The organism is Mycolicibacterium cosmeticum (assembly GCF_000613185.1).
In the GTDB taxonomy this organism is placed as follows: domain Bacteria; phylum Actinomycetota; class Actinomycetes; order Mycobacteriales; family Mycobacteriaceae; genus Mycobacterium; species Mycobacterium cosmeticum.
In genome coordinates this window covers 145,992-167,275 of the sequence record NZ_CCBB010000001.1, presented here as the reverse complement: position 1 = coordinate 167,275, position 21,284 = coordinate 145,992, and the positions used below count along the sequence as shown (strand labels likewise).

Genomic DNA, 21,284 nt, shown 5'->3' with positions numbered 1-21,284 from the left:
ATGTTGCAGTCGGAAGGAGAGCGATGATGACCAGCGCACAGACCGATATCGAGACCTCGGGCAAGGAAGTCAGTCCGTACCAGGGATCACCCCTGGTGAGTTCGCAGGGCAAGACGACGATCGCCGACGTCGTGGTGTCCAAGATCGCCGGAATTGCCACCCGCGAGGTCAGCGGCGTGTACGACCTCGGCGGCGGCGCGTCTCGGATGGTCGGCGCCCTGCGGGAACGGATCCCCGGCGCCAGCGTCAACCAGAGTCAGGGTGTCTCGGTCGAGATCGGGGAGAAGCAGGCGGCCGTCGACATCGACATCGTCGCCGAATACGGGGTGGCCATCGCGGATCTGGCGGCCGGGATCCGGCGCAATGTGATCGCCGCGATCGAACGGATGACCGGACTCGAGGTGACCGAGGTGAACATCACCGTGCACGACGTGCACATCGACGGCGACGGGGCCGACGACGAGGCGACACCCGCCCGTGTCCAGTGACGACGCGGAACTCATCGCCGAGGCGGTGACCGCCGTCGACGGGGTGGCCGCCCTGCATGCCGGCATGTTCGGCGAAGTGGCCACCTACCTGCCCGGGCGCCGGGTGCCGGGCATCCGCATCGGGCCCGACCGCGTCGACGTCCATGTGAGCCTGACGCTGGATGCGCCGGTTCGGGCCACCGCGTCGGCCATCCAGGCCGCCGTCGGCGCCCTCACCGATCTACCCGTCGACGTCACCGTCGAAGATCTCGTGCCCGTGACACCGGCGTCACGCCGCGACCTTCGATAGTGCGTCGGGGTGGCGGCGCGGCGAGGGGCGCGCCGCCACCCCATCTATCGTGAATTCATCTGTGCCAGTACTACTTTGTCCTGCGGAAGGGGCACGTCATGACCTCATCGACTCTGGGGTTGGTTGCCGGACTGCTGCTCGGCGTCGCGGCGGCGGCCGGCGGGCTGTGGGGTTTTCTCATCGCGCTGCTGCTCGGAGCGGCGGGGTACCTGCTCGGCGCCCACCGCGACGGCGAACTCGATCTGAGCGCGCTGCTGCGGGGCCGTGGCCGTGACTGACGTCGTGCCCGACGCGACGGCCGAGCCCGACGCAGGCGACCCCGACGACGACGGCGCCGGTCGCGGCACCCTGACGGTGCGGGAGAAGGTCGCCCAACGACTGGCCGCCCGGGCCGCCCTCGACACGCCCGACGTGCTGCCGCTCACGCCGGGGCTGAGCAAGATCGCCGGCCGCTCGCTGCCGCAGGCGCAGCTCACCGTCACCGGAAACCGGGTCACCGCCCACCTGAAGGTCGCCGTCGCCTGGCCGGCCCCGGCCGTCGAGGTCGCGTCCGCGGTACAGCGCAATGTCGCGCAGACCCTGTCCACCATGGCCGGACTGCACGTCGACCGCGTCGACGTCACGGTCGAGCAGCTCAGCACCACCACCACCGATGTGAAGAGGGTCCAATGACCACCGCCGATGCCGTTCCGTTGCCCGCAGCCGGCCGGGTTCCCGTCGCCACCGCCACCGCCCGGTACATCGGGGTGGTCCTGGCTGTGGTGTTGCTCGCCGCGGGTGTTCTCGCGGTGCGCGAAGCCGGTGTCACCCTGGGCTGGATCACCGGCACCTCCTGGATCGGCACCGCCCTCACCGCCGTCGACGGGCTGCGCAGCCAATGGTGGATGGTGCCGGCCGGAGCCGTCGCCCTGGCCGCTGGGGCATGGCTGGTGTTCTCGGCTCTGCGGCCCCGGCGCAAGACGGCGATCGCCGTCGACGCATCGGCGGCGGTGTGGATGCGGCCGCGCGATGTGGCCCGGCTGGCCTCCCACGCCGCCGCGGCCGTGCCCGGCGTCGAGGTGCTGCGCGCGGAGGCCACCCGCCGCAAGGTGACCCTGTACGTCGGCCTCACCGGGGCCGAATCCGGCGATGCGGCCGGGGCTGGCTCTGGTGCCGCGGCCAAGGGCGCCATCACCGCGGCGGTCGGCAGCGCCACCGAGATTCTGCTGCCGCCACCGCGGATCGCGGTGCGGATCGGCACGAGTAGGTCGGTGTGAGCATGCGCCCGACCGATCTGCTGGACCGGGCCGCCACACTCGTCGCGGGCCTGGCGTTGGCCGCGATCGGGGCGGTGGCCGTGCTGTGGCCCACGCATGCGGTCCGCGGCATCCCCGACGAGATCAGCACGGGCCCGATGGTGCGTGCCACCACCTCGACGTGGTGGCCGTGGGAGCTGGCCGGCGCGGGAGTGCTGCTGGTGCTGATCGGACTGGTCTGGCTGGTGTCACACGTGCCGAGCCGCAAGGCGCCGGTGCTGCGGGTGCCCGGCACCGCCGACCCGGGCGTCATCACGGTGAACCTCGACGGGGTGGCGTCGGCGGCGGCCGCCGCCCTGGAACGGGAACCGGATGTGCAGTCCGCCAAGGGCAAAGCCGTCACCGATCGCGGCATCGCGACCGTCGAACTGACCGTCACGGTCGGGCACCCGGCCGGGCTGTCCGGGGTCATCACCGCGGTGGACACCACGTGTGCCCACATCGCCCGCGCCACAGGCACTTCCGCGGTGGCGGCCCGCACCGTGCTGCAGGTGGCGAAGGCCGGCGGCTCGTCCCGGAAGTCGCGAAACCTCGAATGACACGGTTGACCACCGATGCCGCCATCGCCGCGCTGTTCGCGGGCGCGGTCATGCTGGGCGTCCTCCTGCGCGGACTCGGCCGGCTGGTCGATCGACCGAAGAACCCACCCCCTGACAAGGAGTCTCATGCCCGGTAGCGATGACCACGGCGAGCAGCTGTTCGCCTGGGCCGTTCTGGCGCCGGTGCTGATCCAGCACTACTCGATCGTCGTACCCAGCGACCTGAAGGTGTCGGTGTGCGCGTGTTCGCCGGGCGTGCGCCGCAGCATCGACGACTGGGCGCGGCACGTCAGCGATCAGGTCGCCGCCAGCATCGGATGAGCCGATCAGGCAGGGAAGAAACCGTCACCGGTGAAGAAGCCGGGCTGCCAGCCCTGCGCGCCCAGGCACAGCATCGGCTTGCCGTCGGGGGACTGGGCGGCGGCCTGCGGTCCGGGGCACGGCGCGCCGGTCTGCTGCACCCCGTAGAGCGGATATGACGGCATCCAGAAACCGGTGTACACCGGCGGCCACTGGTTGGGCACCCAACGGCACATCATGGCCTGGCCGCCGGGACCGCGTCCGAACGTGAACAGTTGATAGTTGTCGCACGGGGCGCCCGATGAAGCGTCGTAGTTCATGCCCGGCACGTCGCTGGGATACCGGCCGGGGTCGTCGTCGGCGAGCGCCGGCGCGGCCGTCCCGAGCGCGGCGCACGCGATGGTGGCCGCCACGGTCAGTTCACGAATCATCCGGCAAAGCTTAATCGGAAGGGCAAACGTGCACGGGTTATTCGGGAGCGTCGAGGACGCTCACCGCGATGCCGTACGGCAGGAACCGCACCCGTCGGGCCGGGTCGGTGTTGTTCTTGTTGGCCCGCAGCGCCTCGAGTTCGCTGGGGTACACCTCCTCGATATGGGCTCCGCCCTTGTCGTCGACGGTGTAGATGGCCCACACACCGTCACCGGTGTCGCCGGTGGTCTCCGGCCGGGCCGGGCGCGACTGGGCGGTGAACTGGTCGATCAGCGTCGACCAGCCGGCGCGTTTGCCGAACCGGTCGAGCGCGTCGCGCAGCCCCTCGCCCGCCTCGCGGGCCAGGCGGTCGAAGTCTTCGGGGTCTATGCCGAACGGCCCGTTCTGGCTCATTGCCGTCCTCCTTCACACAGCGGTGGTAAACGAAAGGATATGTCGACAACACGACTGGCGGTCCTGACGACGGTCGAACGGTCCCCGGCCGCGGCCGCCGCACATGACCGCGCCGGCTGGGTCGGCCTGTTCACCGCCGATGGACGGGTGGAGGATCCGGTCGGCTCGCGCCCCCACATCGGCCGCGACCGGCTGCGGCGGTTTTACGACACCTTCATCGGTCCGCGCACCATCACCTTCCACCGCGACGCCGACATCGTCGTGGGCAACACGGTGCTGCGGGATCTGGTCCTCGAGGTCGCGATGGGTCCTGCGGTCACCATGCACATCCCGGCGATCCTGCGGTATGACGTGCGGGAGCAGGACGGCGAGTTGCGGATCGCCGCGCTGCGCGCCTATTGGGAACTGCCGGCGATGGCGCTGCAGTTCGCCCGCAGCGGGGTGCCCGCGGTACCGGCCGGGCTGCGGCTGACGGCTGCGCTGCTGCGCAACCAGGGCCCGGCCGGCGCCCTGGGATTCGCCGCGGGGCTGCCGGGTGCCGGCGCGCGCGGCAAACGGCTGCTGTCCGACTTCCTGGCCGACGCCGCCGCCGGCGACGAGGTCGCGCTGAAACGGCGCATCGGCGCCGGGCTGCAGGTGACCGCGGGCGACGGCGCCCCGCTGCCGCAGGCCGAACTGGTCGGGCTGCTCGCCGGTGCGCGGACCCACACCCTGCTGGCCGCGGGACGCAGCGTGGCCGCCCGTGTGCGCGGGGAGCGCGACGTCGTGCTGATCGGACAGTTCGGCAGCCGGCCGACCGCCCTGCACCGGCTGCGGGTGTTCGCCGAATAGGGCGGGCATGAGACGGTAGGTCCACCATGTCTGAGATTGAGTACCCGGTCGGGTACATGACCTATGAAGAGTTCGGTCGCAAGTTTTTCGAAGTCGCCGTCAGCGAGCAGCGGGTCGGCGACGCGATCGGTTCGATCGCCGGCGACGAGTTCCAGATGGGACCCATCGGGCAAGGGCCCGGCGGGATCGCCAAGGTCACGGCCAAGGTCCGCATCCAGACGCCGCGGGTCACCCGGTATGCCGGGCCGAACTTCAGGTTCGACATCCGGATTCCGCTGGAGATCAACATGGTCATCGACCTCAAGATCGACCGGCCCCAGTTCATCGTGTTCGGCGAGATCGCGCTGCAGGCCGTGGCGCGGGCCGCCGAGCCGCTGGCCCTCATGCTGGACGTCCAGAAACCGCAGTCCAGGGACATCACCATTCACGTCACGTCGAAAACGCTGCGTGCCGAGGTGCTGCGGGTGATGGCCGGGATCGACGCCGAGATCAAGCGGTTCATCGCGGCCCACGTCAGCGGGGAGATCGACAACCCGGCGGCCCAGCAGGCCAAGGTGATCAACATCGCCGAGATGATCGAATCCACCTGGACCGGGATCTGAACTCCGCCCGCTACCGAGCGTCCGACCGCGCCGTCACCGGCGCCAGCTGCGGGTGCCTGGGCCCGCCGCCGATGCTCGCCGAGCGGCCGCGCAGGTGCCGCCAGATCCACGGCATCAGCATGTTGCGCGTCCACATGGCTTGCGAATACCACCGCGACAGCGCCGACTGCTCGGTGACGGACGCTGCCGCATGAGCCCAATCATGATTGCTGCCAGGTAATCCCAGCGCTTCGGCGGCCGCGGCGGCGAACAGTTGATGACCCTTGGTGCTGCCGTGCACGCGGTCGGCACTCCAGGTGTCGGGATCGGTCATCGAATCCGCGGTGTACAGGTCGATCAGCCGGAAGCCGTGCCGGTCGGCGGCCGCGCGGATGGCGTCGTTGATCCGCAACACGCGCGGCACCAGGACCCGGCCGGCCGGCAACACCCTGGCCAGATCGGGGAAGGTGGTGGTGACCACCGTCGCGCCGGTGTCGGCCAGCCGGTCGTGCAGGGTGTCCAGATCCAGCAGCGCCTGGTCGAACTTGCGGCCCGGCCGCGTCACGTCGTTCATGCCGACGCACACGGTGACCAGGTCCGGCTGCATGGCCAGCGCCGCCGGAAGCTGCGCGTCCAGCACGTCGCGGATACGTTTGCCGCGCACAGCGAGATTGGCGTATTCGACACCGGGGCAATGCGTGTCGAGCCGCAGGGCCAGCCGGTCGGCGAAGCCGATGAGAGCGCCGCCGGCGTCGGTATCCCAAAGGCCCTCGGTCTGGCTGTCGCCAAGGGCGACATACCGGGTGTAGTGGTGGGTGTCGGCCACGGTGGTGACTGTAGTGGCCGCCCGGGCGGTGCCTACAGTGGGGCGATGCCTCGCCAGAGCGCCGGTCTGCTGCTGTACCGCACCACCCGCGGTGTCCTCGAGGTGCTGCTGGGGCATCCCGGTGGACCGTTCTGGGCTCGCAAGGACGACGGGGCGTGGTCCATCCCGAAAGGGGAGTACGTCGAGGGCGAGCAACCGTGGGCCGCGGCGCGCCGCGAGTTCGCCGAAGAGACCGGCGTCCTGCTGCCCGACGGGCCGCATATCGCCTTCCCGCCGCTGAAACAACCCGGCGGCAAGATCGTCGCCGCTTACGCCGTCGAAGGTGACCTCGACGTCGCCGCGGCGGTCAGCAACACCTTCCTGCTGGAATGGCCGCGCGGTTCCGGGAAGTTCACCGAGTATCCGGAGCTGGACCGGGTCGGCTGGTTCGACGTGCCGTCGGCGCGGTCGAAGATTCTGAAAGGTCAACAGCCGCTGTTGGATTGGTTGATTCAGGCCCTGCATGAGCGCGATGGGCGCGGAGCCGGCGGGCCTGGCGGGTCTCGAGCGCGTTGATGGTGAGCGCCCGGCCGTGGATGCGCCAACCCGCCGGGGTGCGCAGGTATTCGTCGTCGTAGCGCAGGTGCCACACCACATCGTCGATCTCGGCGCCGCGGTGGCTCCAATGATGGGCAATACAGGTGATCCGGCCCAGCGCGTATCCGGGTTGCGGGCCGGGCGCATAGACCTCACCGACGATGGCGTGCTCGGTGCGGTCGACCGCGGCGAGGGCGGTCATGGCAGTGCGAACACCCGAATGGCCATGTTCGGTCCGCGCGGGCGTCAACTGGTGCGGAGGTGACGGAAGCCGGAATTCGGCTGTGTCGGTGAACAATTCGACGACATCGTCGAACCGGCGATCGTCGACACCGGCGGCGTACAGGTGGACCAGGTCGGACAGCGCCAACCGGTCCGCCGGATCGAGGCCCACCGTCAGGCTCAGGCCCCCGGAATCGTCATTCCGGGCTGCGGGCCGACCGGGGTCGGGGTGACCGTGGTGACGCCGTTGGAGCCGACGGTCGGGCCGCCGGGCACGGCGGCGACGCCGCCGCCGGAGGACGGGGTGCTGGCCTGGGCGTCGTCGTACGCCTTCTTGGTGCAGTCCAGGTTGAGGATCATCTTCCCGGCGGAGGTGGCCTTCTGGCCGCTCACGATGCACTGTGCCTGGGGCAGGTCGCTGCCCACCGAGCCGCCGAAGCTGGACCGCACACCCTGGCTGCGCAGGATGGCCACCGCCTTGCCGTACGGCTCGCCGAGCACGCTGTACGGGTTGGCCCCGCCGGCCGGATCCGAACTCGCGATACCGGCGCTGACCAGGGCCGCGGAGCCCCCTGAAGCAAGCACGGCGAACCCACCGATGCCGAGCACAACAAACTTCTTCACGTGACCTCCGGGTTATCGCGGTGCGCTGCGAAGATATCGCAGATACACACCCTGAGAAACTCCAGTCACGGGTTCATCGCCCGCACCTGCGCATTCATTACATCCGCCAGCGCGGCGGCGCGGGGATCGGTGAACACGTCCTCCAGCAGCAGGCGCCGACCGTCGGGGCCGGTCAGCGGGACGCGCCAGTTGGGATACTCGTCGGTCGTACCGGGCTGATTCTGGGTGCGCAGATCTCCGACGGCGTCCGGCAGCGCCAGCGCCAGCAGCCGTGAGGGTGTGCGGCCGAGATAGGCATAGAGCCCGCGGATGATCTCCTCGGTGTCGGCATCGGCACCGACCAGCCCCAGCCGCTGCAGCTCGGCGAGCCAGGCGGCCTGCTCGGCGCGGTCGTCGGCCAGTTCCTCGTCCACGGGCCGGGTCAGCAGCCCCAGCTCGGCACGCAGCCGGACGTGCTCGCCGGCCAGGTAGCCGGCCGTCGGCGGTAGGTCGTGGGTGGTCACCGAGGCCAGGCAGTACTCCCGCCAGCGTTCGGCGGGCAACGGCGGGTGGTGGGCGTCTTCGCGGTCCAGTTCGAACCACAGGATCGAGGTCCCGAACAGCCCGCGCTCGCGGAGATAGTCGCGCACCCACGGTTCCACCGTGCCCAAATCCTCACCGACCACCACCGCGCCGGCCCGCTGGGCCTCCAGCGCCACGATGCCGATCATCGCCTCGTGGTCGTAGCGGACATAGGTGCCCTCGGTCGGGGCGGCCCCCTCCGGGATCCACCACAACCGGAACAGCCCGATGATGTGGTCGATGCGCACGCCGCCGGCGTGCCGCAGCACGGCGTGCACCAGGGCCCGGAACGGTGCATAACCCGCCCGCTCCAGCTGGTCGGGCCGCCACGGCGGCTGCGACCAGTCCTGGCCCAGCTGGTTGAACTCGTCCGGCGGCGCGCCGGCGCTGACACCGAGGGCCAGCACATCCTGCAACGCCCAGGCGTCGGCACCGTTGGGATCGACGCCGACGGCCAGGTCGTGCATGATGCCCAGCGCCATCCCGGCTTGCTCGGCGGTGGCCTGCGCGCCGGTCAGCTGCTCGTCGAGCAGCCATTGCAGCCAGCGGTGGAAATCGATATCGGCGGCGTGCGCGGCGGCGAACTCGGCAACGGCCGCGTTGCCGGGGTGCTGCAGCGGTGCCGGCCAGTGGTGCCAGTCGGGGCCGTACTCCTGCGCCAGCACGCACCAGGTGGCGAAATCGTCGAGGCTGCGGCCCTCCCTGGCGAGATAGGCCGCATACGTCAGTTCGCGCCCCGCTGACCGCTTGACCCGGTAAACCTGTTGGAGCGCAGCACGTTTGGTCTTCCACACCGCGTCCCGGTCGATGCGCTTCTTCCGGTGGGCTCTGGCGGCCAGTTCCGCGCGTGCCTTGCCCAGCGGTGCCCGCTTGCGTAGGAACGCGTACTCCGGGATCGCCTCGATGCGCAGGTAGATGGGATTGACGAAGCGCCGCGAGGTGGGCAGATACGGCGAGGGCTCCATCGGCGCCACCGGTGCGGCCGCGTGCAACGGGTTCACCAGGACGAACCCGGCGCCGTGCCGGGCCGCCGACCACACCGCGAGATCGGTGAGATCGGTCAGATCGCCGATGCCCCAGGAATGTTCCGACGTGACGCTGTAGAGCTGGGTGGCCAGACCCCAGTGCCGTCCCGGCGGCGGGCTGAGCGTGGCGGGGGAGACGATGAGCAGGGTGCTGCTGTCGGTGCCGCCGGCTTGGGCGTGCAACCGGTGATATCCGGGCGGCAGGTCGGCGGGCACCTCGAATGTCGCCTCGCCGACCAGCCGGCCGTCCAGATCGTATGGCGGCCGGTTGTTCTCGAGTTGGCGCAGACCGGTGCGTACCGAACCGTCCTCCAGGCGCAGCCACAACCCGACCGGGTCGCCGTGCGTGACGTGCACCCAGAACGACGCCGCGCTGCCGGCCCGTGCGACCACCGTCGGCGGCAGTGGCCGCTCCCAGTACTCGCGTTCGTGGGCTGCCAGCGCGGCCCGGCGCTCGTCCTGCGTGGCGGCCGGCACGCCGAGGGCGCCCAGCACCGACACCAGCGTCGCCTCGGGCACCGGCACCCGCCGTCCGGTCCAGTCCTGGAATTCCGTCGACACCTTGTAGCGCGCTGCCAGGTCGGCAAGCTCAGTCATGTCCGCAATCTTGCCGGAAGCCGGCCCCGGCGGCGCGGCCCGCATGACCGCAAGCCCCGCAAGCCCCCGCAAGCCCCGGACGTCGGCGCGACGGCAGCCCAGTATCGTCGGCGTCCGTGGGGTCGGCACGGCAGGTTCAGCGCGCCAGGGTCGCGGTGGCCGCCCTGTTCCTGGTCAACGGCGCCACCTTCGCCAACCTGTTGCCACGCTTCCCGGAGATCAAGGCCGATCTGGCGCTGAGCAATTCGGCCTACGGCGTGATGGTGGCGGCATTCCCGGCCGGTGCGCTGGTGGCCGGGCTGGCCGCCGGGGCGGCGATCCGCCGGCTCGGCTCGGCCCGGGTGGCGGTGCTGGCCTCGGCGGCGCTGGCGATCCTGGTGGGCCTGGTCGGACCGGCGCACAGCGCCATCCTGGTGTCGGTGGTGCTCTTCGCCGGCGGTTGTTGTGACGCGATGGCCGATGTGGGGCAGAACGCGCACGGGCTGCGGGTGCAGCGCCGCTACGGCCGGTCGATCATCAACTCACTGCACGCGGTGTGGGCGGCCGGCGCGGTGCTCGGTGGGTTGCTCGGCGCGGGATCGCTGGCCGTCGGGATGAGCCGGAGTCTGCATCTGGGGCTGTCGGCCGTGCTGTTCGCGGCGGTGGCGCTGATCGCGTGGCCGTTCCTGCTGCCGGGTGCCGAGCACGACGACCATGCCGCGGCCCGCGCCGCCGGTGGTGCCCGGGCCGGCGTCGCGGTGTACGCCGTCCTGGCAGCCCTGGTGGCGATGATCATCGCCGGGGCGGTGGTCGAGGACGCGGGAAGTTCTTGGGCGGCACTGTATCTGCGCAGCCTCGGAGCCACCGGCGCGATCGCGGTGACCGGCTATATCGCGCTGGCCGGCGCGCTGTTCGTCGGCAGGCTGGCTGGTGACCGCCTGGTGGACCGATTCGGCGAACGGGCCGTGGTGCGCGGCGGCGGCGTGATCGTGTCCGTCGGGATGGGCGCGGCGCTGGCCTACCCGTCCGTCGCCTCGGGCATCGCCGGGTTCGCCGCCGCCGGCCTCGGGATGGCCACCGCGGTGCCGGCGGCCATGCACGCCGCCGATCGGCTGCCCGGGCTGCGGCCCGGCACCGGGCTGACGGTGGTGGCATGGCTGATGCGGATCGGGTTCGTCACCGCGCCGCCGGTGGTCGGGCTGATCTCCGATGCCGCCGGTTTGCGGGCGGGTCTGCTGTTGGTGCCGGCGGCCGGGTTGGTCGCCGCCCTCACCGCCGGCGTGCTCAGTGCGGGGCGGCACCCAGCTCGATCGTCAGCACCCCCGCCATGATGAGCCCGATGCCCAGCATCATCCGCCACGTCAACGGATCACCGAAGACCGCCCGGGCCACCACCGCCACCAGTGCCACCCCGCACGCCGTCCACACGCCGTAGGCGATACCCACCGGCATGCCCAGGGACAGCGTCAGCCACAGCAGGGTGAACGACAGGATGTAACCGGCGGCCACCGGCACCAGCCACGCCTTGCGCCGGAATCCGTCGGAGGCGCGCAGCGCGAGGGTGGCCAGCACCTCGACCCCGATGGCGCCGGCCAGCGCCCACCACATCATGTGGAAGACCCGGCATGTGAACCGAATTCGACGAGCAGCACGCCGGCGATGATGAGCCCGATCCCGAGCACGACGGGCCAGGTGAACGGCTCACCGAAGAGCACCGCGGCGACGGTGGCGGTCACCGCGGTGCCCACCGCACCCCAGATGCCGTACGCCACCCCCACGGGCATGCCCGTGCGCAGCACGGCGGCCATCAACGCGAACGCCCCGGTGTACCCGGCGACCACCACCACGAGCCAGGCGGCGTGCTCCTGGGATGCCCGCAACGACAACGTCGCCGCAACCTCGACCGCTATCGCGCCGCCCAGCAGTAGCCACTTCCGCACGTCGACAACGTAGCGGGCCGCGCCGACGCTCAGAGCGCGAGGCCCAGCCGCGGTGGCCGGGTGCCGTGCAGGGTGTGGTTGCCCAGGTGCACGTACTTCCACCGGGCCGGGTCGTGCAGGGAATGGGTGCGTACGTTGCGCCAATGCCGGTCCAGGTTGGCGGCGCCGTCGGTGCCCGAGGTGCCGGTGAGCTCGAAGATGCCGCCGGCGATCTCGACGGCGAACTCCTGCGCCAGGGCCTTGGCCGCGGCGACCTTGAGCGACGCCGCGGCCGCGGTGTCCCGGGACAGCTCCTGTTGCGCCTGGCCCACATCGACCAGGGCGGCACCGGCGGCCAGCAGGGCCTCCAGCGCGTACAACCGTGCGGTCAACTCACCGAACCGGCGCACGATGTGCGGTTCTCGGTCGGCCCGCTCGAAACCCGCGTCCAGCGCCTCCTTCCACGGCCGGGACCTGGTGCGCACGAACTCCGCGCCGTCCTCCAGCGCGGCGCGGGCGATCCCGATGTCGATGGCGGCGTGCAGCGCCTGGTCATAGGCGCCGAGCACGGTCGGCGGGCCGTCGACCGGGTGCGGCGGGGCGCCCTCCTCGATCACCAGTTCGGCGTCGACGACGACGCCGTCCAATCGGATCTCACCGCTGAGGGTGCCGCGCTGGCCGAACGCCGACCACTTCTGCAGATTCAGCGTCACGCCGTCTTGATCGGGCCGGATGAACACCGTTGCGGTCTCCCCGTCGGTGCCGGCGATACCGGCGGCCACCGCGATCCACGCCGCGCCGAGCGCGCCGGTCGCGTAGTACTTCGTGCCGTCGAGTTCCCATCTGCCGTCATCGCGACGCCGCACGGTGGTGTTGCGGTGCAGCGGTGACGCGGTCCCGCGTTCGGCGGTGGCGTTGCCGAGCTGAGCGCCGGCCAGGATGTCGCGGTAGATCCGCGCCGCCTGCGGCGCGTCGGGCGGCAGCGCCGAAATCGCCTGCGACACCACGAAATGGGCCAGCAGCAACTGCCCCAGCGCCGCGTCGCCGCGGGACAGCCTGCGCAGCACCTCGATCTGGACCGAGGCCGGGAAGCCGGGACCGCCGTGCTCGGCGGGCACCGGCACGGCGAGCAGACCGGCCGTGGCGACCGCCCGTAACTGCGGCAGCAGCGACGCCCCGGACCGCTCCCGTTCGGCGCTGTCCGCCTGGACCTGGGTGGCCACCGCGTCGGCGGCCGCCAGTGCGGCCTCGGCGGATTCCAGTAGCGGGACGGCGGAGGTCTTCTCGGTGATGTCTACGGCCATGAGCGGCGAGGTTAGGGCGCGTGTGACGGCTCCGACAGGGTTGCGTCCATGGCGAATGAATCTCTCTGCGGGCCACCGGGGGACCATCGCCGCTACCGTGGTGTGGTTGGGCATCGAACCGATGGGAGGCAGCTGTGATCCCCGATACCGACACCATCACCGGGTACGGCCCCGTCCGCGGAACCGATGACGGCATCGTCCGGCAGTGGCTGGGCATCCGCTATGCCGCGCCGCCGGTGGGCGACCTGCGCTGGCGGGCACCCGTGCCGCCGCAACGCTGGACCGAACCGGCCGACGCCACCCGGTTCGGACCGGTGTGCCCGCAGCAGACCGACCCGCACATCCCGCTGGACCTGGGCGCGCCGCAGGGCGGTGACTGCCTGACGCTGAACGTGTGGGCGCCGTCGACATCCGGCGGCGCCAAGCCCGTCATGGTGTGGGTGCACGGCGGTGCCTACGCGCTCGGATCGTCGGCCCAGCCGCTGTACCGCGGCCGCGAACTCGCCGTCGGCGGGGATGTCGTGGTGGTGACCATGAACTACCGGCTCGGGGCGCTGGGCTTCCTGGACCTGTCTTCCTTCGGCTCCGGATTCGACACCAATATCGGTGTGCGCGACGTCCTTTCGGCCCTGCAGTGGGTGCAGGACAATATCGCCGCGTTCGGCGGCGACCCGGACAATGTCACGTTGTTCGGTGAATCCGCCGGGGCGGGCATCCTCACCACGTTGATGGCCAGTCCCGCTGCCGCCGGGTTGTTCCACCGCGCCATCGCGCAGAGTGCGCCCGTCACCTCCGTCTACGACCGGGACCGTTCCCGCCGGATCGCCGAGCAGTTCCTCGACCGCCTCGGCGTGCGGCCAGGCGAGACCGACCGACTGCGCGACATCCCCGTGGAACGGGTCATCGCCGCATCGAAGCGGCTCTACAACGACGTGCCCCGGCGGTTCCCCGGGACCCTGGCGTTCGTCCCGATCGTCGACGGCGACCTGGTCCCGGATTACCCCGCACAGGCCGCCCGCGCCGGCCGCACCCACCCGGTGCCGCTGATCATCGGGACCAACCGGCACGAGGCCGCCCTGTTCCGTTGGATGCGCTCGCCGTTGATGCCGATCGCCCCGCACACGCTGCGCGACATGTTCGCCGCGATCGCCACCGAACAGCCCGGTGTGCAGATCCCCACCGAGGAGGAGATCACCGCCGTCTACCGCGGTCGGGGCCGCAAACCCGCGCTGGGGGTGGCTCGTGACGTCGGCTTCCGGATGCCGTCCATCTGGTTCGCCGAAGGGCACAGCGCCGTCGCGCCGGTGTACATGTACCGGTTCGACTGGGCCACCCCGATGCTCAAGCTGCTGCGGCTGGATGCCGCCCATGCCACCGAATTGCCTTATGTGTGGGGCAATCTGGTGATGGGGCCGAAGGACCCGACCTTCAAACTCGGCGGCCTGGCGGCCGGTGCTGCGGTGTCGGAGCGCATGCGGGCACGGTGGACCCGGTTTGCCTCGGGTGCCGGGCCTGATGCCGGCCCGCAACATCCGGCCTGGCCGGAGTACCGGCCCGACGAGCGCGCCACCCTGATCATCGGCCGCGAGGACGAGGTGGTCGCCGACCCGGACCGGGCCCAACGGGTGACCTGGGGTGCCGAGGTGTTGAGTTTCCGGTGAGCCGCCTAGGCTGACCGTCATGGACGGGGTCCGCACGTTGCTGGACGCGCTGCCGGCGCCGATGCGCGACCCGGTGCTGTTCGCCATCCCGTTCTTCCTGCTGTTGCTGGTGCTGGAGTGGACGGCGGCGCGGAAGCTGGAGTCCCTTGCCGGTGCCAGTGCCGGCGACCGGCCGGCCGCCGGCGCCTACCAGCGTCGCGACGCGTGGGCCAGCCTGTCGATGGGACTGGTCTCGGTGGCCACCACCGCCGCCTGGAAAAGCGCTGCGCTGCTGGGCTATTCGGCCATCTACGCCTACCTCGCGCCCTGGCACCTGTCGGCCACCCGGTGGTACACCTGGGTGATCGCGCTGGTCGGCGTCGACCTGTTGTTCTACACCTATCACCGCATCGCACACCGGGTGCGGCTGATCTGGGCCACCCATCAGGCCCATCACTCCAGCCAGTACTTCAACTTCGCCACCGCACTGCGCCAGAAGTGGAACAACAGCGGCGAGATCCTGATGTGGATCCCGTTGCCGCTGTTGGGTGTTCCGCCGTGGATGGTGTTCGCCAGCTTCTCGGTGAACCTGATCTATCAGTTCTGGGTGCACACCGAACGCATCGACAAACTGTGGCGGCCCATCGAGTTCGTGTTCAACACGCCGTCGCACCACCGGGTGCACCACGGCATGGACCAGCTGTACCTGGACCGCAACTACGGCGGCATCTTCATCCTGTGGGACCGGCTGTTCGGCACCTTCCAGGCCGAGGAGTTCCGGCCGCACTACGGGCTGACCAAACAGGTCGACACCTACAACATCTGGACGCTGCAGACCCACGAATATCTGGCGATCGCGCGCGACGTCCGGTCGGCGCACCGGTGGCGCGACCGGCTCGGTTACGCGTTCGGGCCGCCCGGCTGGGTGCCGCGCGAAGCCGCGGTTTCACCGAAGTAGCGGCGGGCACAGCCGCATTCGGCCAGGATGGGCGCATGGATGTCAAGGAAGTCCTGCTTCCCGGCGTCGGGCTGCGGTTCGAATTCGACACCCGCACCGGGGACCGCATCGGGGTGGTGGCCCGGCGCACCGGCGAATTCGAGTTGGTGGTGTATCCCAAGGAGGACCCGGACCAGGCCAGGGAGGTGTTTCGGCTCACCGACGAGGAAGCCGAGGCGCTGGCCCAGATCCTGGGTGCGCCGCGGATCGCCGAACGGTTCGCCGATCTGACCCGCGAGGTGCCCGGGCTGGACGCCGGTCAGGTGCACATCCGGGAGGGCAGCCCGTTCGTCGGCCGGCCCCTGGGTGACACTCGGGCTCGGACCCGCACCGGTGCGTCGATCGTCGCCATCGTGCGCGATGAAGAGGTGCTGGCCTCGCCGGGCCCGGCCGAGCCGCTGCGCGCCGGTGACGTGTTGGTGGTGATCGGCACCGAGGACGGTATTTCCGGCGTCGGCAACATCGTCGTCGACGGCTGAGCCGGGGCTGATCCGTGCAGGTGTCGGCGGCGCTGCTCCTCGAGCTCGGCATCATCCTGGCCGTGCTCACCGTCCTCGGCACCGCCGCGCGCCGGTTCGCCTTGTCGCCGATCCCGCTGTACCTGGCCGCCGGGCTGGCGCTCGGGGAGGGCGGGGTGGCACACATCCCGGCCGCCGACGAGTTCGTCACCACCGGGGCGACGATCGGCGTGGTGCTGCTGCTGCTCACCCTGGGTCTGGAGTTCTCCATCGGCGAGTTCGCCGCCAGCCTGCGCCGCCATCTGCCCTCGGCGTGGGTGGATCTGATCCTCAACGCCACTCCCGGCGCGATCGCCGGTTGGCTGCTGGGTGTCGGCGGCGTCGGCATCCTGGCCCTGGCCGGGGTCACCTACATCTCCTCGTCGGGGGTGATCGCCCGGCTGCTCGATGACCTACGCCGGCTCGGTAACCGGGAGACACCCGCGGTGCTGTCCATCCTGGTGCTCGAGGATTTCGCGATGGCGGCCTACCTGCCGCTGCTGGCGGTGCTCGCGGCCGGTGGCAGCTGGGGGCACGCCGTGTTCGGGATGGGCATCGCGGTGTCGGCACTGGTGCTGGCTTTCGTGGCCTCCTACCGGTGGGGTCACCTGGTGGGCCGGCTGGTCGCACACCCGGACAACGAACAACTGCTGCTGCGGATCATGGGATTGACGCTGATCGTCGCCGCGCTTGCCGAACTGATCCACGCCTCGGCGGCCGTCGGCGCCTTCCTGGTGGGGTTGACCCTGACCGGTGAGGCGGCGCACCGGGCCCGCACGGTGCTCGGCCCGCTGCGGGACCTGTTCGCCGCCATCTTCTTCCTGGCGATCGGGCTGTCGGTGAACCCGGCCGACCTGATTCCGATGCTGCCGGCCGCGCTGGCGCTGGCCGCCGTCACCGCGGGCACCAAGGTGGCGACGGGGATGTTCGCCGCCCGCCGCGACGACGTGGCCCGCCCCGGCCAGCTGCGCGCCGGGACGGCCTTGATCGTGCGCGGCGAGTTCTCGCTCGTCATCATCGGCCTGGTCGGCGCCACCCTGCCCGCGGTCGAGGCGGTCGCCACCCCGTACGTGTTCGTGCTGGCCATCGTCGGGCCGGTGCTGACGAGGTTCGTCGGGGCGCCCCGTAGTGTGGCGGGGTGAAAACCGCCTTCGACGCTCACGTCGACCCCGCGTTGATCGCGCGGTCGTTGGACGCCAGCGCTTTCGGGTCGATGTGGCTCGACATTCCCCGCCCGCATCACGCGGCGCTGTCCGGCGCCATCGCGTGCGACCTGTTGGTCGTCGGCGGTGGCTACACCGGGTTGTGGACGGCGGTCCAGGCCGCCCGGCGCAACCCCGGGCAGCGCATCGTGCTGATCGAGGGGGAGCGGATCGGCTGGGCGGCCTCGGGGCGCAACGGCGGATTCGTCGAGGCCAGCCTGACGCACGGCCATGACAACGGAAAGTCGCGCTGGCCGGGCGAGATCGACGTGCTCGAGGCGATGGGCATGGAGAACCTGGACGGGATGGCGGCCGACATCGAGCGGCTGGGCCTGGACGTGGAGTGGGAGCGCACCGGCATGCTGACGGTGGCCACCGAACCGCACCAGGTGAGCGAGTTGGCCACCGCCGACACGGGGACGTTCCTGGATCAGGCGCAGGTGCGCGCGGAAGTGGCGTCGCCGACGTATCTGGCCGGTCTGTTCGAGGCCGACAGCGTGGCGATCGTGCATCCGGCCAAGCTGGCATTGGAATTGGCCCGTGCCGCTGCCGAGGCCGGGGTGCAGATCCACGAGCACACCCGGGCGTTGTCGCTGCAGGCGACGGCAGCGGGGGCACGGGTGGACACCGGGGCGGGCATGATCACGGCCCAGCGGGTGGTGTTGGCCACCAATGTGTTTCGCAGCCTGCTGCGCCGGAACCGGTGGTACACCGTGCCGGTCTACGATTACGTGCTGGCCACCGAGCCGCTGTCCGATGCCCAGCTCGACCGGATCGGCTGGCGAAACCGGCAGGGAATCGGCGACTGCGCCAACCAATTTCACTACTATCGCCGGACGGCGGACAACCGCATCGTGTGGGGTGGCTACGACGCCGTCTACCATTTCGGTCGCCGCGTCGATCCGGCCTATGAGGACCGTCCGCAGACCTACCGCAGGCTGGCCGCGCACTTCTTCCTCACCTTCCCCCAGCTCGATGATGTCCGGTTCACCCATCGTTGGGCCGGCGCCATCGACACCAACACCCGGTTCTGCGCCCATTGGGGCACCGCGCACGGCGGCCGGGTAGCCTACGTCAACGGATTCACCGGCCTCGGGGTGGGTGCGACCCGATTCGCGGCCGACGTATGTCTGGACCTGCTGGACGGGAAACCCACGCCCCGAACCGAATTGGAGATGGTTCGGCGTAAGCCGCTGCCGTTCCCGCCGGAACCGCTGGCCAGTGCCGGCATCCAGGCCACGCGTTGGTCGCTGGACCGGGCCGACCACTCGGCGGGACGGCGCAACCTGCTGTTGCGCACCCTGGACCGGCTGGGTCTGGGATTCGATTCCTGACCGCACACAAAGTTCGCCAAGTGTTCGGCTTGTGCCGAGCGCAACCGGCCCCGCGGCCGCTTTTTCTCAGTAGGCTCAGGCCCCGTCAACCGTCGAGACAAAGGGGAGAGCGACATGGGAGACAGGCTGCACAACGGGGAGAAGCTGGAGCGGGGGCAGTCGCTGACGTCCGAGAACGGCGCCTACCGGGCGACGTTGCAGGATGACGGCAATTTCGTGCTGTACAGCGGTGACACCGCCGTCTGGTCCACCGAGACCGACGGCCAGAACGTGGTGCGTGCCGAGGTGCAGGAGGACGGCAACTTCGTCCTGTACACCCCGGACAAGCCGGTGTGGCACAGCGACACCAAGGGCGCCAAGGATGTGCGGCTGATCCTGCAGAACGACCGCAATCTCGTGCTGTACGGATTCGACGGGGTGGCCTGGGCGTCGGGGACGAACACCGACGAGGCCCCGCCCGCGCCGGCTGCCGATGAGGCCGCGCCTGTCGCCGAGGCCGCACCGGCCGAACCCGAGGTCCAGCCGGCCGCCCAGGAGGTGCCGGCCGAACCCGCCCCCGTGCCGGAACCGCCCGCACCCGCGCCCGCGGCGCCGCCGGCGCCGCGCACCTACACCGTCGTGGCGGGCGACACGGTGTGGGCCATCGCCGAACGGTTCTACGGTGACGGCAACCAGTACCAGCGGATCGCCGATGCGAGCGGGGTACCGAACCCCGATCTGATCCACCCGGGCCAGGTTCTGACCATCCCGTAATTTCCCTCGCGACACGCCGGCCCGGATTCTTGCTGTCCGGGCCGGCGTTGTTGTAACGGGATCGGTCCGTTACCCGATCTACACCTCAGCATCCCGGTAGCGTCGGACTCACCGCGGGTGAAGGGATCGGAGGGATTCGTGCGCGCACGTCTGTTGAGCATCCTCGTCGCCGTTCTCGCGGCCGGCGCGCCGGTGGCCGCCACCCCGGCGGCGGCCAGTCCGGCGGTCACTCCCGGGCCCACCGTGTATCCCGGCATGGAGATCCGGCAGGGCACCACCATGTGCACCCTCGGTTACGTCGACATGGCGTCGCGCTCGGCGCTGACGGCGGGCCACTGCCGCGGCGACGGACCGGTCACCGACCGGGACGGCAATGTCATCGGCGCGGTGACCCTGTCCAGGGACAACACCCCCGACGGCGCGACCATCACCGCCGATTACCAGATCACCGACTGGGAGGCCATCGCGCTGGCCCCCGACGTGCAGCTGGTCGATGTGCTGCCGGGTGGCCGCGCGCTGGTGTCCGATCCGGAGCTGGCGGTGCAGAAGCCGGGCCAGCCGGTGTGCCACTTCGGCATCGTCACCGGCGAGACCTGCGGCACCATCAACGCCGTGAACAACGGCTGGTTCACCATGACCAACGGCGTGGTCAGCCAGAAGGGCGATTCGGGTGGCCCGGTGTACGTGCCGACGGCCGACGGCCGCGCGGTGATCATCGGGCTGTTCAACAGCACCTGGGGCCAACTGCCCGCCGCCGTCTCGTTCGAGTCCACCGGTCAGCAGATCATCGAGGCCACCGCGATTCAGCCGACCAATTCGAACACCGGGATCGAGACCGTCTTCACCCGCAGCTCGGCGTCGGTGGCACCCGGCGTCAAGCCGCCGATGTGACCCTTGACCTCCCAGAACCAGCGGTCGAGGTAGCGCTTCACCAATTCCGGTTTGGCGGCGTCGGGCACTTCGACGGCCCGGACCTGCCGGCGGTGCCACCACGGTCCCACCTGGACCGAACCCGCGGCCCGCGCGTTACGGGCCCACTGGGTGTTGCCGCGCGGTGAGACCAGGTAGTCGCGGCCGTCCACGGTGAGAACGTTGACCACCACGGCCTGCCACTGCCCGGTGCGCCGGCCGCGGACGCGCAGCGCCCGGGTGCCCGCGATGCTGATGCCGGCCTCGGCGAGCCAGCGGATCAGTCGATTGCCCGCCTTGGCGGTCCGGCTCGGTTCGTCGTAACGCAGGGTCATGAGATTCCTCCACTTTGTTTCGAGAGCGATGCTCTTGTTTTGAGCGTGCCACGCGGCGCTCGACAAATCAAGAGCAGTGTTCTCGTTTCGTGGCAGACTGGGCGCATGGGGAAACGACAGGACGCGCGCGACCGGATCGAGGCGCAGATCATCGAGGTCGGCCGGCGACACCTGGTCACCGACGGTGCCGCCGGCCTGTCGCTGCGCGCCGTTGCCAGGGAGCTCGGGATGGTGTCCTCGGCGGTGTACCGCTATGTGGCCAGTCGGGACGACCTGCTGACGCTGCTGCTGGTGGACGCGTACGGGGAACTCGCGGACGCGGTCGACGCCGCCGGAGGCGGCAATCCAGGTACCGCCGCCGGTGCTACCGCCGGAGGCGGTTCCTGGGCCGAGCGGGTGGTCGCGATGGCCCATGCCGCGAGGGCGTGGGCGGTCGACCAGCCGGCGCGGTGGGCCCTGCTCTACGGCAGCCCGGTGCCCGGCTACCGCGCGCCCGCCGAGATCACCGTCGAGCCGGGCACCAGGGTGATCGCGGCGCTGATCGCCGCCATCGCCGACGGCATTGCCGCCGGCGATATACCGGATCCGAAAGATCCGCTGCCCCAACCCCTGTCGCGTGATTTCCAGGCGGTGCGCGGCGAGTACGGATTCCCCGGCGGTGATCGCGCGCTGCTCAAGTGCTTCATGCTGTGGGCCACCCTGGTGGGGGCGATCAGCCTGGAGGTCTTCGGTCAGTACGGTCCCGACACCCTGACCGACGCCCGGCCGGTTTTCGACGGCCAGATCCGGCTCGCGATCAACGCCCTGAAAGGAAACTAGAACACGTTCTAGCCACG

29 protein-coding genes and 1 pseudogene are annotated in these 21,284 nt (G+C 70.5%); 20 read left to right on the top strand and 10 right to left on the bottom strand.

The window, feature by feature from the left end; genetic code table 11:
* Positions 1-23 precede the first annotated feature (23 nt).
* From BN977_RS00870 to BN977_RS00840, 8 genes are all read left to right on the top strand, one after another.
* The gene (locus tag BN977_RS00870; RefSeq protein ID WP_206666816.1) at positions 24-488 is read left to right on the top strand and encodes an Asp23/Gls24 family envelope stress response protein; all 465 of its coding nucleotides are present in this window, start codon (positions 24-26) and stop codon (positions 486-488) included.
* Positions 478-777 carry an Asp23/Gls24 family envelope stress response protein gene (locus tag BN977_RS00865; RefSeq protein ID WP_036395735.1) on the top strand — a complete coding sequence of 100 codons (300 nt, stop codon included), beginning with the start codon at positions 478-480 and terminating at the stop codon, positions 775-777. Before BN977_RS00870 ends, BN977_RS00865 begins: the two co-directional genes overlap by 11 nt.
* 98 nt (positions 778-875) lie before the next feature.
* Positions 876-1,055 carry a hypothetical protein gene (locus tag BN977_RS00860; protein WP_024449705.1) on the top strand — a complete coding sequence of 60 codons (180 nt, stop codon included), beginning with the start codon at positions 876-878 and terminating at the stop codon, positions 1,053-1,055.
* Positions 1,048-1,449 carry an Asp23/Gls24 family envelope stress response protein gene (locus tag BN977_RS00855; RefSeq protein ID WP_234709480.1) on the top strand — a complete coding sequence of 134 codons (402 nt, stop codon included), beginning with the start codon at positions 1,048-1,050 and terminating at the stop codon, positions 1,447-1,449. The genes BN977_RS00860 and BN977_RS00855 overlap by 8 nt, the downstream gene beginning before the upstream one ends.
* Complete coding sequence (locus tag BN977_RS00850) at positions 1,446-2,033, top strand: DUF6286 domain-containing protein (RefSeq protein WP_051560941.1); 588 nt, start codon at positions 1,446-1,448, stop codon at positions 2,031-2,033. The genes BN977_RS00855 and BN977_RS00850 overlap by 4 nt, the downstream gene beginning before the upstream one ends.
* 2 nt (positions 2,034-2,035) lie before the next feature.
* Complete coding sequence (locus tag BN977_RS00845) at positions 2,036-2,611, top strand: hypothetical protein (RefSeq protein ID WP_036395733.1); 576 nt, start codon at positions 2,036-2,038, stop codon at positions 2,609-2,611.
* Positions 2,608-2,748 carry a hypothetical protein gene (locus BN977_RS32745; protein WP_165576273.1) on the top strand — a complete coding sequence of 47 codons (141 nt, stop codon included), beginning with the start codon at positions 2,608-2,610 and terminating at the stop codon, positions 2,746-2,748. Before BN977_RS00845 ends, BN977_RS32745 begins: the two co-directional genes overlap by 4 nt.
* Positions 2,738-2,932, top strand: coding sequence for a hypothetical protein (locus BN977_RS00840; protein WP_024449709.1), 195 nt, complete (start codon positions 2,738-2,740; stop codon positions 2,930-2,932). Before BN977_RS32745 ends, BN977_RS00840 begins: the two co-directional genes overlap by 11 nt.
* A gap of 5 nt (positions 2,933-2,937) precedes the next feature.
* On the opposite strand, the gene BN977_RS00835 is transcribed toward BN977_RS00840, so the two are convergent.
* Positions 2,938-3,342: a hypothetical protein gene (locus BN977_RS00835; protein ID WP_024449710.1), complete on the bottom strand. Its 405-nt coding sequence runs from the start codon at positions 3,340-3,342 to the stop codon at positions 2,938-2,940.
* A 37-nt stretch (positions 3,343-3,379) separates the two neighbouring features.
* Complete coding sequence (locus BN977_RS00830; RefSeq protein ID WP_024449711.1) at positions 3,380-3,736, bottom strand: Rv0313 family protein; 357 nt, start codon at positions 3,734-3,736, stop codon at positions 3,380-3,382.
* 39 nt (positions 3,737-3,775) lie between these two features.
* Here BN977_RS00830 and BN977_RS00825 point away from each other — a divergent pair, with 39 nt between their 5' ends.
* Both BN977_RS00825 and BN977_RS00820 read left to right on the top strand, forming a co-directional pair.
* A complete protein-coding gene (locus BN977_RS00825; RefSeq protein WP_036395731.1) occupies positions 3,776-4,567 on the top strand; it encodes a nuclear transport factor 2 family protein in 792 nt (263 codons plus the stop codon).
* 26 nt (positions 4,568-4,593) lie between these two features.
* Entirely contained in the window at positions 4,594-5,169 is a 576-nt protein-coding gene (locus BN977_RS00820) for a hypothetical protein (protein WP_024449713.1), read from the top strand.
* Between the two features lie 10 nt (positions 5,170-5,179).
* Here BN977_RS00820 and BN977_RS00815 read toward each other — a convergent pair whose 3' ends face one another.
* Complete coding sequence (locus tag BN977_RS00815) at positions 5,180-5,974, bottom strand: SGNH/GDSL hydrolase family protein (RefSeq protein WP_024449714.1); 795 nt, start codon at positions 5,972-5,974, stop codon at positions 5,180-5,182.
* A gap of 45 nt (positions 5,975-6,019) precedes the next feature.
* Here BN977_RS00815 and BN977_RS00810 point away from each other — a divergent pair, with 45 nt between their 5' ends.
* A complete protein-coding gene (locus BN977_RS00810) occupies positions 6,020-6,529 on the top strand; it encodes an NUDIX hydrolase (protein WP_036395730.1) in 510 nt (169 codons plus the stop codon).
* Between the two features lie 70 nt (positions 6,530-6,599).
* On the opposite strand, the pseudogene BN977_RS33180 reads toward BN977_RS00810, so the two are convergent.
* The 3 genes and pseudogenes from BN977_RS33180 to malQ form a co-directional block, all read right to left on the bottom strand.
* A pseudogene (locus BN977_RS33180) lies at positions 6,600-6,944 on the bottom strand (nuclear transport factor 2 family protein); the annotation flags it as partial.
* Between the two features lie 8 nt (positions 6,945-6,952).
* On the bottom strand, positions 6,953-7,396 hold the full coding sequence (locus BN977_RS00800) for a hypothetical protein (protein ID WP_024449716.1): 444 nt from the start codon (positions 7,394-7,396) through the stop codon (positions 6,953-6,955).
* Positions 7,397-7,461: 65 nt separating this feature from the next.
* Complete coding sequence (gene malQ, locus BN977_RS00795) at positions 7,462-9,579, bottom strand: 4-alpha-glucanotransferase (protein WP_036395728.1); 2,118 nt, start codon at positions 9,577-9,579, stop codon at positions 7,462-7,464.
* 116 nt (positions 9,580-9,695) lie between these two features.
* Between malQ and BN977_RS00790 the strand changes: the two genes are divergently transcribed.
* Entirely contained in the window at positions 9,696-10,889 is a 1,194-nt protein-coding gene (locus BN977_RS00790; protein WP_024449718.1) for an MFS transporter, read from the top strand.
* Here BN977_RS00790 and BN977_RS00785 read toward each other — a convergent pair.
* The 3 genes from BN977_RS00785 to BN977_RS00775 are packed head-to-tail and all read right to left on the bottom strand — an operon-like array spanning position 10,843 to position 12,781.
* Positions 10,843-11,166: a DMT family transporter gene (locus BN977_RS00785; RefSeq protein WP_024449719.1), complete on the bottom strand. Its 324-nt coding sequence runs from the start codon at positions 11,164-11,166 to the stop codon at positions 10,843-10,845. The two genes, BN977_RS00790 and BN977_RS00785, sit on opposite strands and share 47 nt — an antisense overlap.
* Positions 11,166-11,498: a DMT family transporter gene (locus tag BN977_RS00780; protein ID WP_036395727.1), complete on the bottom strand. Its 333-nt coding sequence runs from the start codon at positions 11,496-11,498 to the stop codon at positions 11,166-11,168. Before BN977_RS00780 ends, BN977_RS00785 begins: the two co-directional genes overlap by 1 nt.
* A 29-nt stretch (positions 11,499-11,527) precedes the next feature.
* Complete coding sequence (locus BN977_RS00775) at positions 11,528-12,781, bottom strand: acyl-CoA dehydrogenase family protein (RefSeq protein WP_024449721.1); 1,254 nt, start codon at positions 12,779-12,781, stop codon at positions 11,528-11,530.
* 134 nt (positions 12,782-12,915) lie between these two features.
* Between BN977_RS00775 and BN977_RS00770 the strand changes: the two genes are divergently transcribed.
* The 7 genes from BN977_RS00770 to BN977_RS00740 all read left to right on the top strand — a co-directional run bounded on the left by BN977_RS00770 (position 12,916) and on the right by BN977_RS00740 (position 20,095).
* The gene (locus tag BN977_RS00770) at positions 12,916-14,442 is read left to right on the top strand and encodes a carboxylesterase/lipase family protein (protein WP_024449722.1); all 1,527 of its coding nucleotides are present in this window, start codon (positions 12,916-12,918) and stop codon (positions 14,440-14,442) included.
* A gap of 19 nt (positions 14,443-14,461) precedes the next feature.
* On the top strand, positions 14,462-15,379 hold the full coding sequence (locus tag BN977_RS00765) for a sterol desaturase family protein (protein WP_036395724.1): 918 nt from the start codon (positions 14,462-14,464) through the stop codon (positions 15,377-15,379).
* 35 nt (positions 15,380-15,414) lie between these two features.
* Positions 15,415-15,897 carry a cation:proton antiporter regulatory subunit gene (locus tag BN977_RS00760; protein ID WP_036395721.1) on the top strand — a complete coding sequence of 161 codons (483 nt, stop codon included), beginning with the start codon at positions 15,415-15,417 and terminating at the stop codon, positions 15,895-15,897.
* Between the two features lie 14 nt (positions 15,898-15,911).
* Complete coding sequence (locus BN977_RS00755) at positions 15,912-17,057, top strand: cation:proton antiporter (protein WP_036395718.1); 1,146 nt, start codon at positions 15,912-15,914, stop codon at positions 17,055-17,057.
* On the top strand, positions 17,054-18,451 hold the full coding sequence (locus BN977_RS00750; protein WP_036395716.1) for an NAD(P)/FAD-dependent oxidoreductase: 1,398 nt from the start codon (positions 17,054-17,056) through the stop codon (positions 18,449-18,451). Before BN977_RS00755 ends, BN977_RS00750 begins: the two co-directional genes overlap by 4 nt.
* A gap of 114 nt (positions 18,452-18,565) precedes the next feature.
* Complete coding sequence (locus BN977_RS00745) at positions 18,566-19,204, top strand: LysM peptidoglycan-binding domain-containing protein (protein ID WP_036395714.1); 639 nt, start codon at positions 18,566-18,568, stop codon at positions 19,202-19,204.
* Positions 19,205-19,342: 138 nt separating this feature from the next.
* Positions 19,343-20,095 carry an Rv1815 family serine proteinase gene (locus BN977_RS00740; protein WP_024449728.1) on the top strand — a complete coding sequence of 251 codons (753 nt, stop codon included), beginning with the start codon at positions 19,343-19,345 and terminating at the stop codon, positions 20,093-20,095.
* Here the strand turns inward: BN977_RS00740 and BN977_RS00735 are convergent.
* On the bottom strand, positions 20,008-20,448 hold the full coding sequence (locus BN977_RS00735) for a nitroreductase/quinone reductase family protein (protein ID WP_024449729.1): 441 nt from the start codon (positions 20,446-20,448) through the stop codon (positions 20,008-20,010). The genes BN977_RS00740 and BN977_RS00735 overlap by 88 nt on opposite strands.
* Before the next feature lie 105 nt (positions 20,449-20,553).
* On the opposite strand from BN977_RS00735, the gene BN977_RS00730 reads away from it, so the two are divergent.
* A complete protein-coding gene (locus BN977_RS00730; protein WP_036395710.1) occupies positions 20,554-21,267 on the top strand; it encodes a TetR/AcrR family transcriptional regulator in 714 nt (237 codons plus the stop codon).
* The last annotated feature ends 17 nt before the right edge of the window (positions 21,268-21,284 follow it).

What these genes read in the sequence shown, in the direction of transcription:
- BN977_RS00870 (WP_206666816.1), top strand. Translation starts at nt 24, where the DNA reads ATGATGACCAGCGCACAGACCGATATCGAGACCTCGGGCAAGGAAGTC.
- BN977_RS00860 (WP_024449705.1), top strand. Translation starts at nt 876, where the DNA reads ATGACCTCATCGACTCTGGGGTTGGTTGCCGGACTGCTGCTCGGCGTC.
- BN977_RS00850 (WP_051560941.1), top strand. Translation starts at nt 1,446, where the DNA reads ATGACCACCGCCGATGCCGTTCCGTTGCCCGCAGCCGGCCGGGTTCCC.
- BN977_RS00845 (WP_036395733.1), top strand. Translation starts at nt 2,036, where the DNA reads ATGCGCCCGACCGATCTGCTGGACCGGGCCGCCACACTCGTCGCGGGC.
- BN977_RS32745 (WP_165576273.1), top strand. Translation starts at nt 2,608, where the DNA reads ATGACACGGTTGACCACCGATGCCGCCATCGCCGCGCTGTTCGCGGGC.
- BN977_RS00840 (WP_024449709.1), top strand. Translation starts at nt 2,738, where the DNA reads ATGCCCGGTAGCGATGACCACGGCGAGCAGCTGTTCGCCTGGGCCGTT.
- BN977_RS00835 (WP_024449710.1), bottom strand. Translation starts at nt 3,342, where the DNA reads ATGATTCGTGAACTGACCGTGGCGGCCACCATCGCGTGCGCCGCGCTC.
- BN977_RS00830 (WP_024449711.1), bottom strand. Translation starts at nt 3,736, where the DNA reads ATGAGCCAGAACGGGCCGTTCGGCATAGACCCCGAAGACTTCGACCGC.
- BN977_RS00825 (WP_036395731.1), top strand. Translation starts at nt 3,776, where the DNA reads ATGTCGACAACACGACTGGCGGTCCTGACGACGGTCGAACGGTCCCCG.
- BN977_RS00820 (WP_024449713.1), top strand. Translation starts at nt 4,594, where the DNA reads ATGTCTGAGATTGAGTACCCGGTCGGGTACATGACCTATGAAGAGTTC.
- BN977_RS00810 (WP_036395730.1), top strand. Translation starts at nt 6,020, where the DNA reads ATGCCTCGCCAGAGCGCCGGTCTGCTGCTGTACCGCACCACCCGCGGT.
- malQ (WP_036395728.1), bottom strand. Translation starts at nt 9,579, where the DNA reads ATGACTGAGCTTGCCGACCTGGCAGCGCGCTACAAGGTGTCGACGGAA.
- BN977_RS00785 (WP_024449719.1), bottom strand. Translation starts at nt 11,166, where the DNA reads ATGTGGTGGGCGCTGGCCGGCGCCATCGGGGTCGAGGTGCTGGCCACC.
- BN977_RS00775 (WP_024449721.1), bottom strand. Translation starts at nt 12,781, where the DNA reads ATGGCCGTAGACATCACCGAGAAGACCTCCGCCGTCCCGCTACTGGAA.
- BN977_RS00765 (WP_036395724.1), top strand. Translation starts at nt 14,462, where the DNA reads ATGGACGGGGTCCGCACGTTGCTGGACGCGCTGCCGGCGCCGATGCGC.
- BN977_RS00760 (WP_036395721.1), top strand. Translation starts at nt 15,415, where the DNA reads ATGGATGTCAAGGAAGTCCTGCTTCCCGGCGTCGGGCTGCGGTTCGAA.
- BN977_RS00745 (WP_036395714.1), top strand. Translation starts at nt 18,566, where the DNA reads ATGGGAGACAGGCTGCACAACGGGGAGAAGCTGGAGCGGGGGCAGTCG.
- BN977_RS00735 (WP_024449729.1), bottom strand. Translation starts at nt 20,448, where the DNA reads ATGACCCTGCGTTACGACGAACCGAGCCGGACCGCCAAGGCGGGCAAT.
- BN977_RS00730 (WP_036395710.1), top strand. Translation starts at nt 20,554, where the DNA reads ATGGGGAAACGACAGGACGCGCGCGACCGGATCGAGGCGCAGATCATC.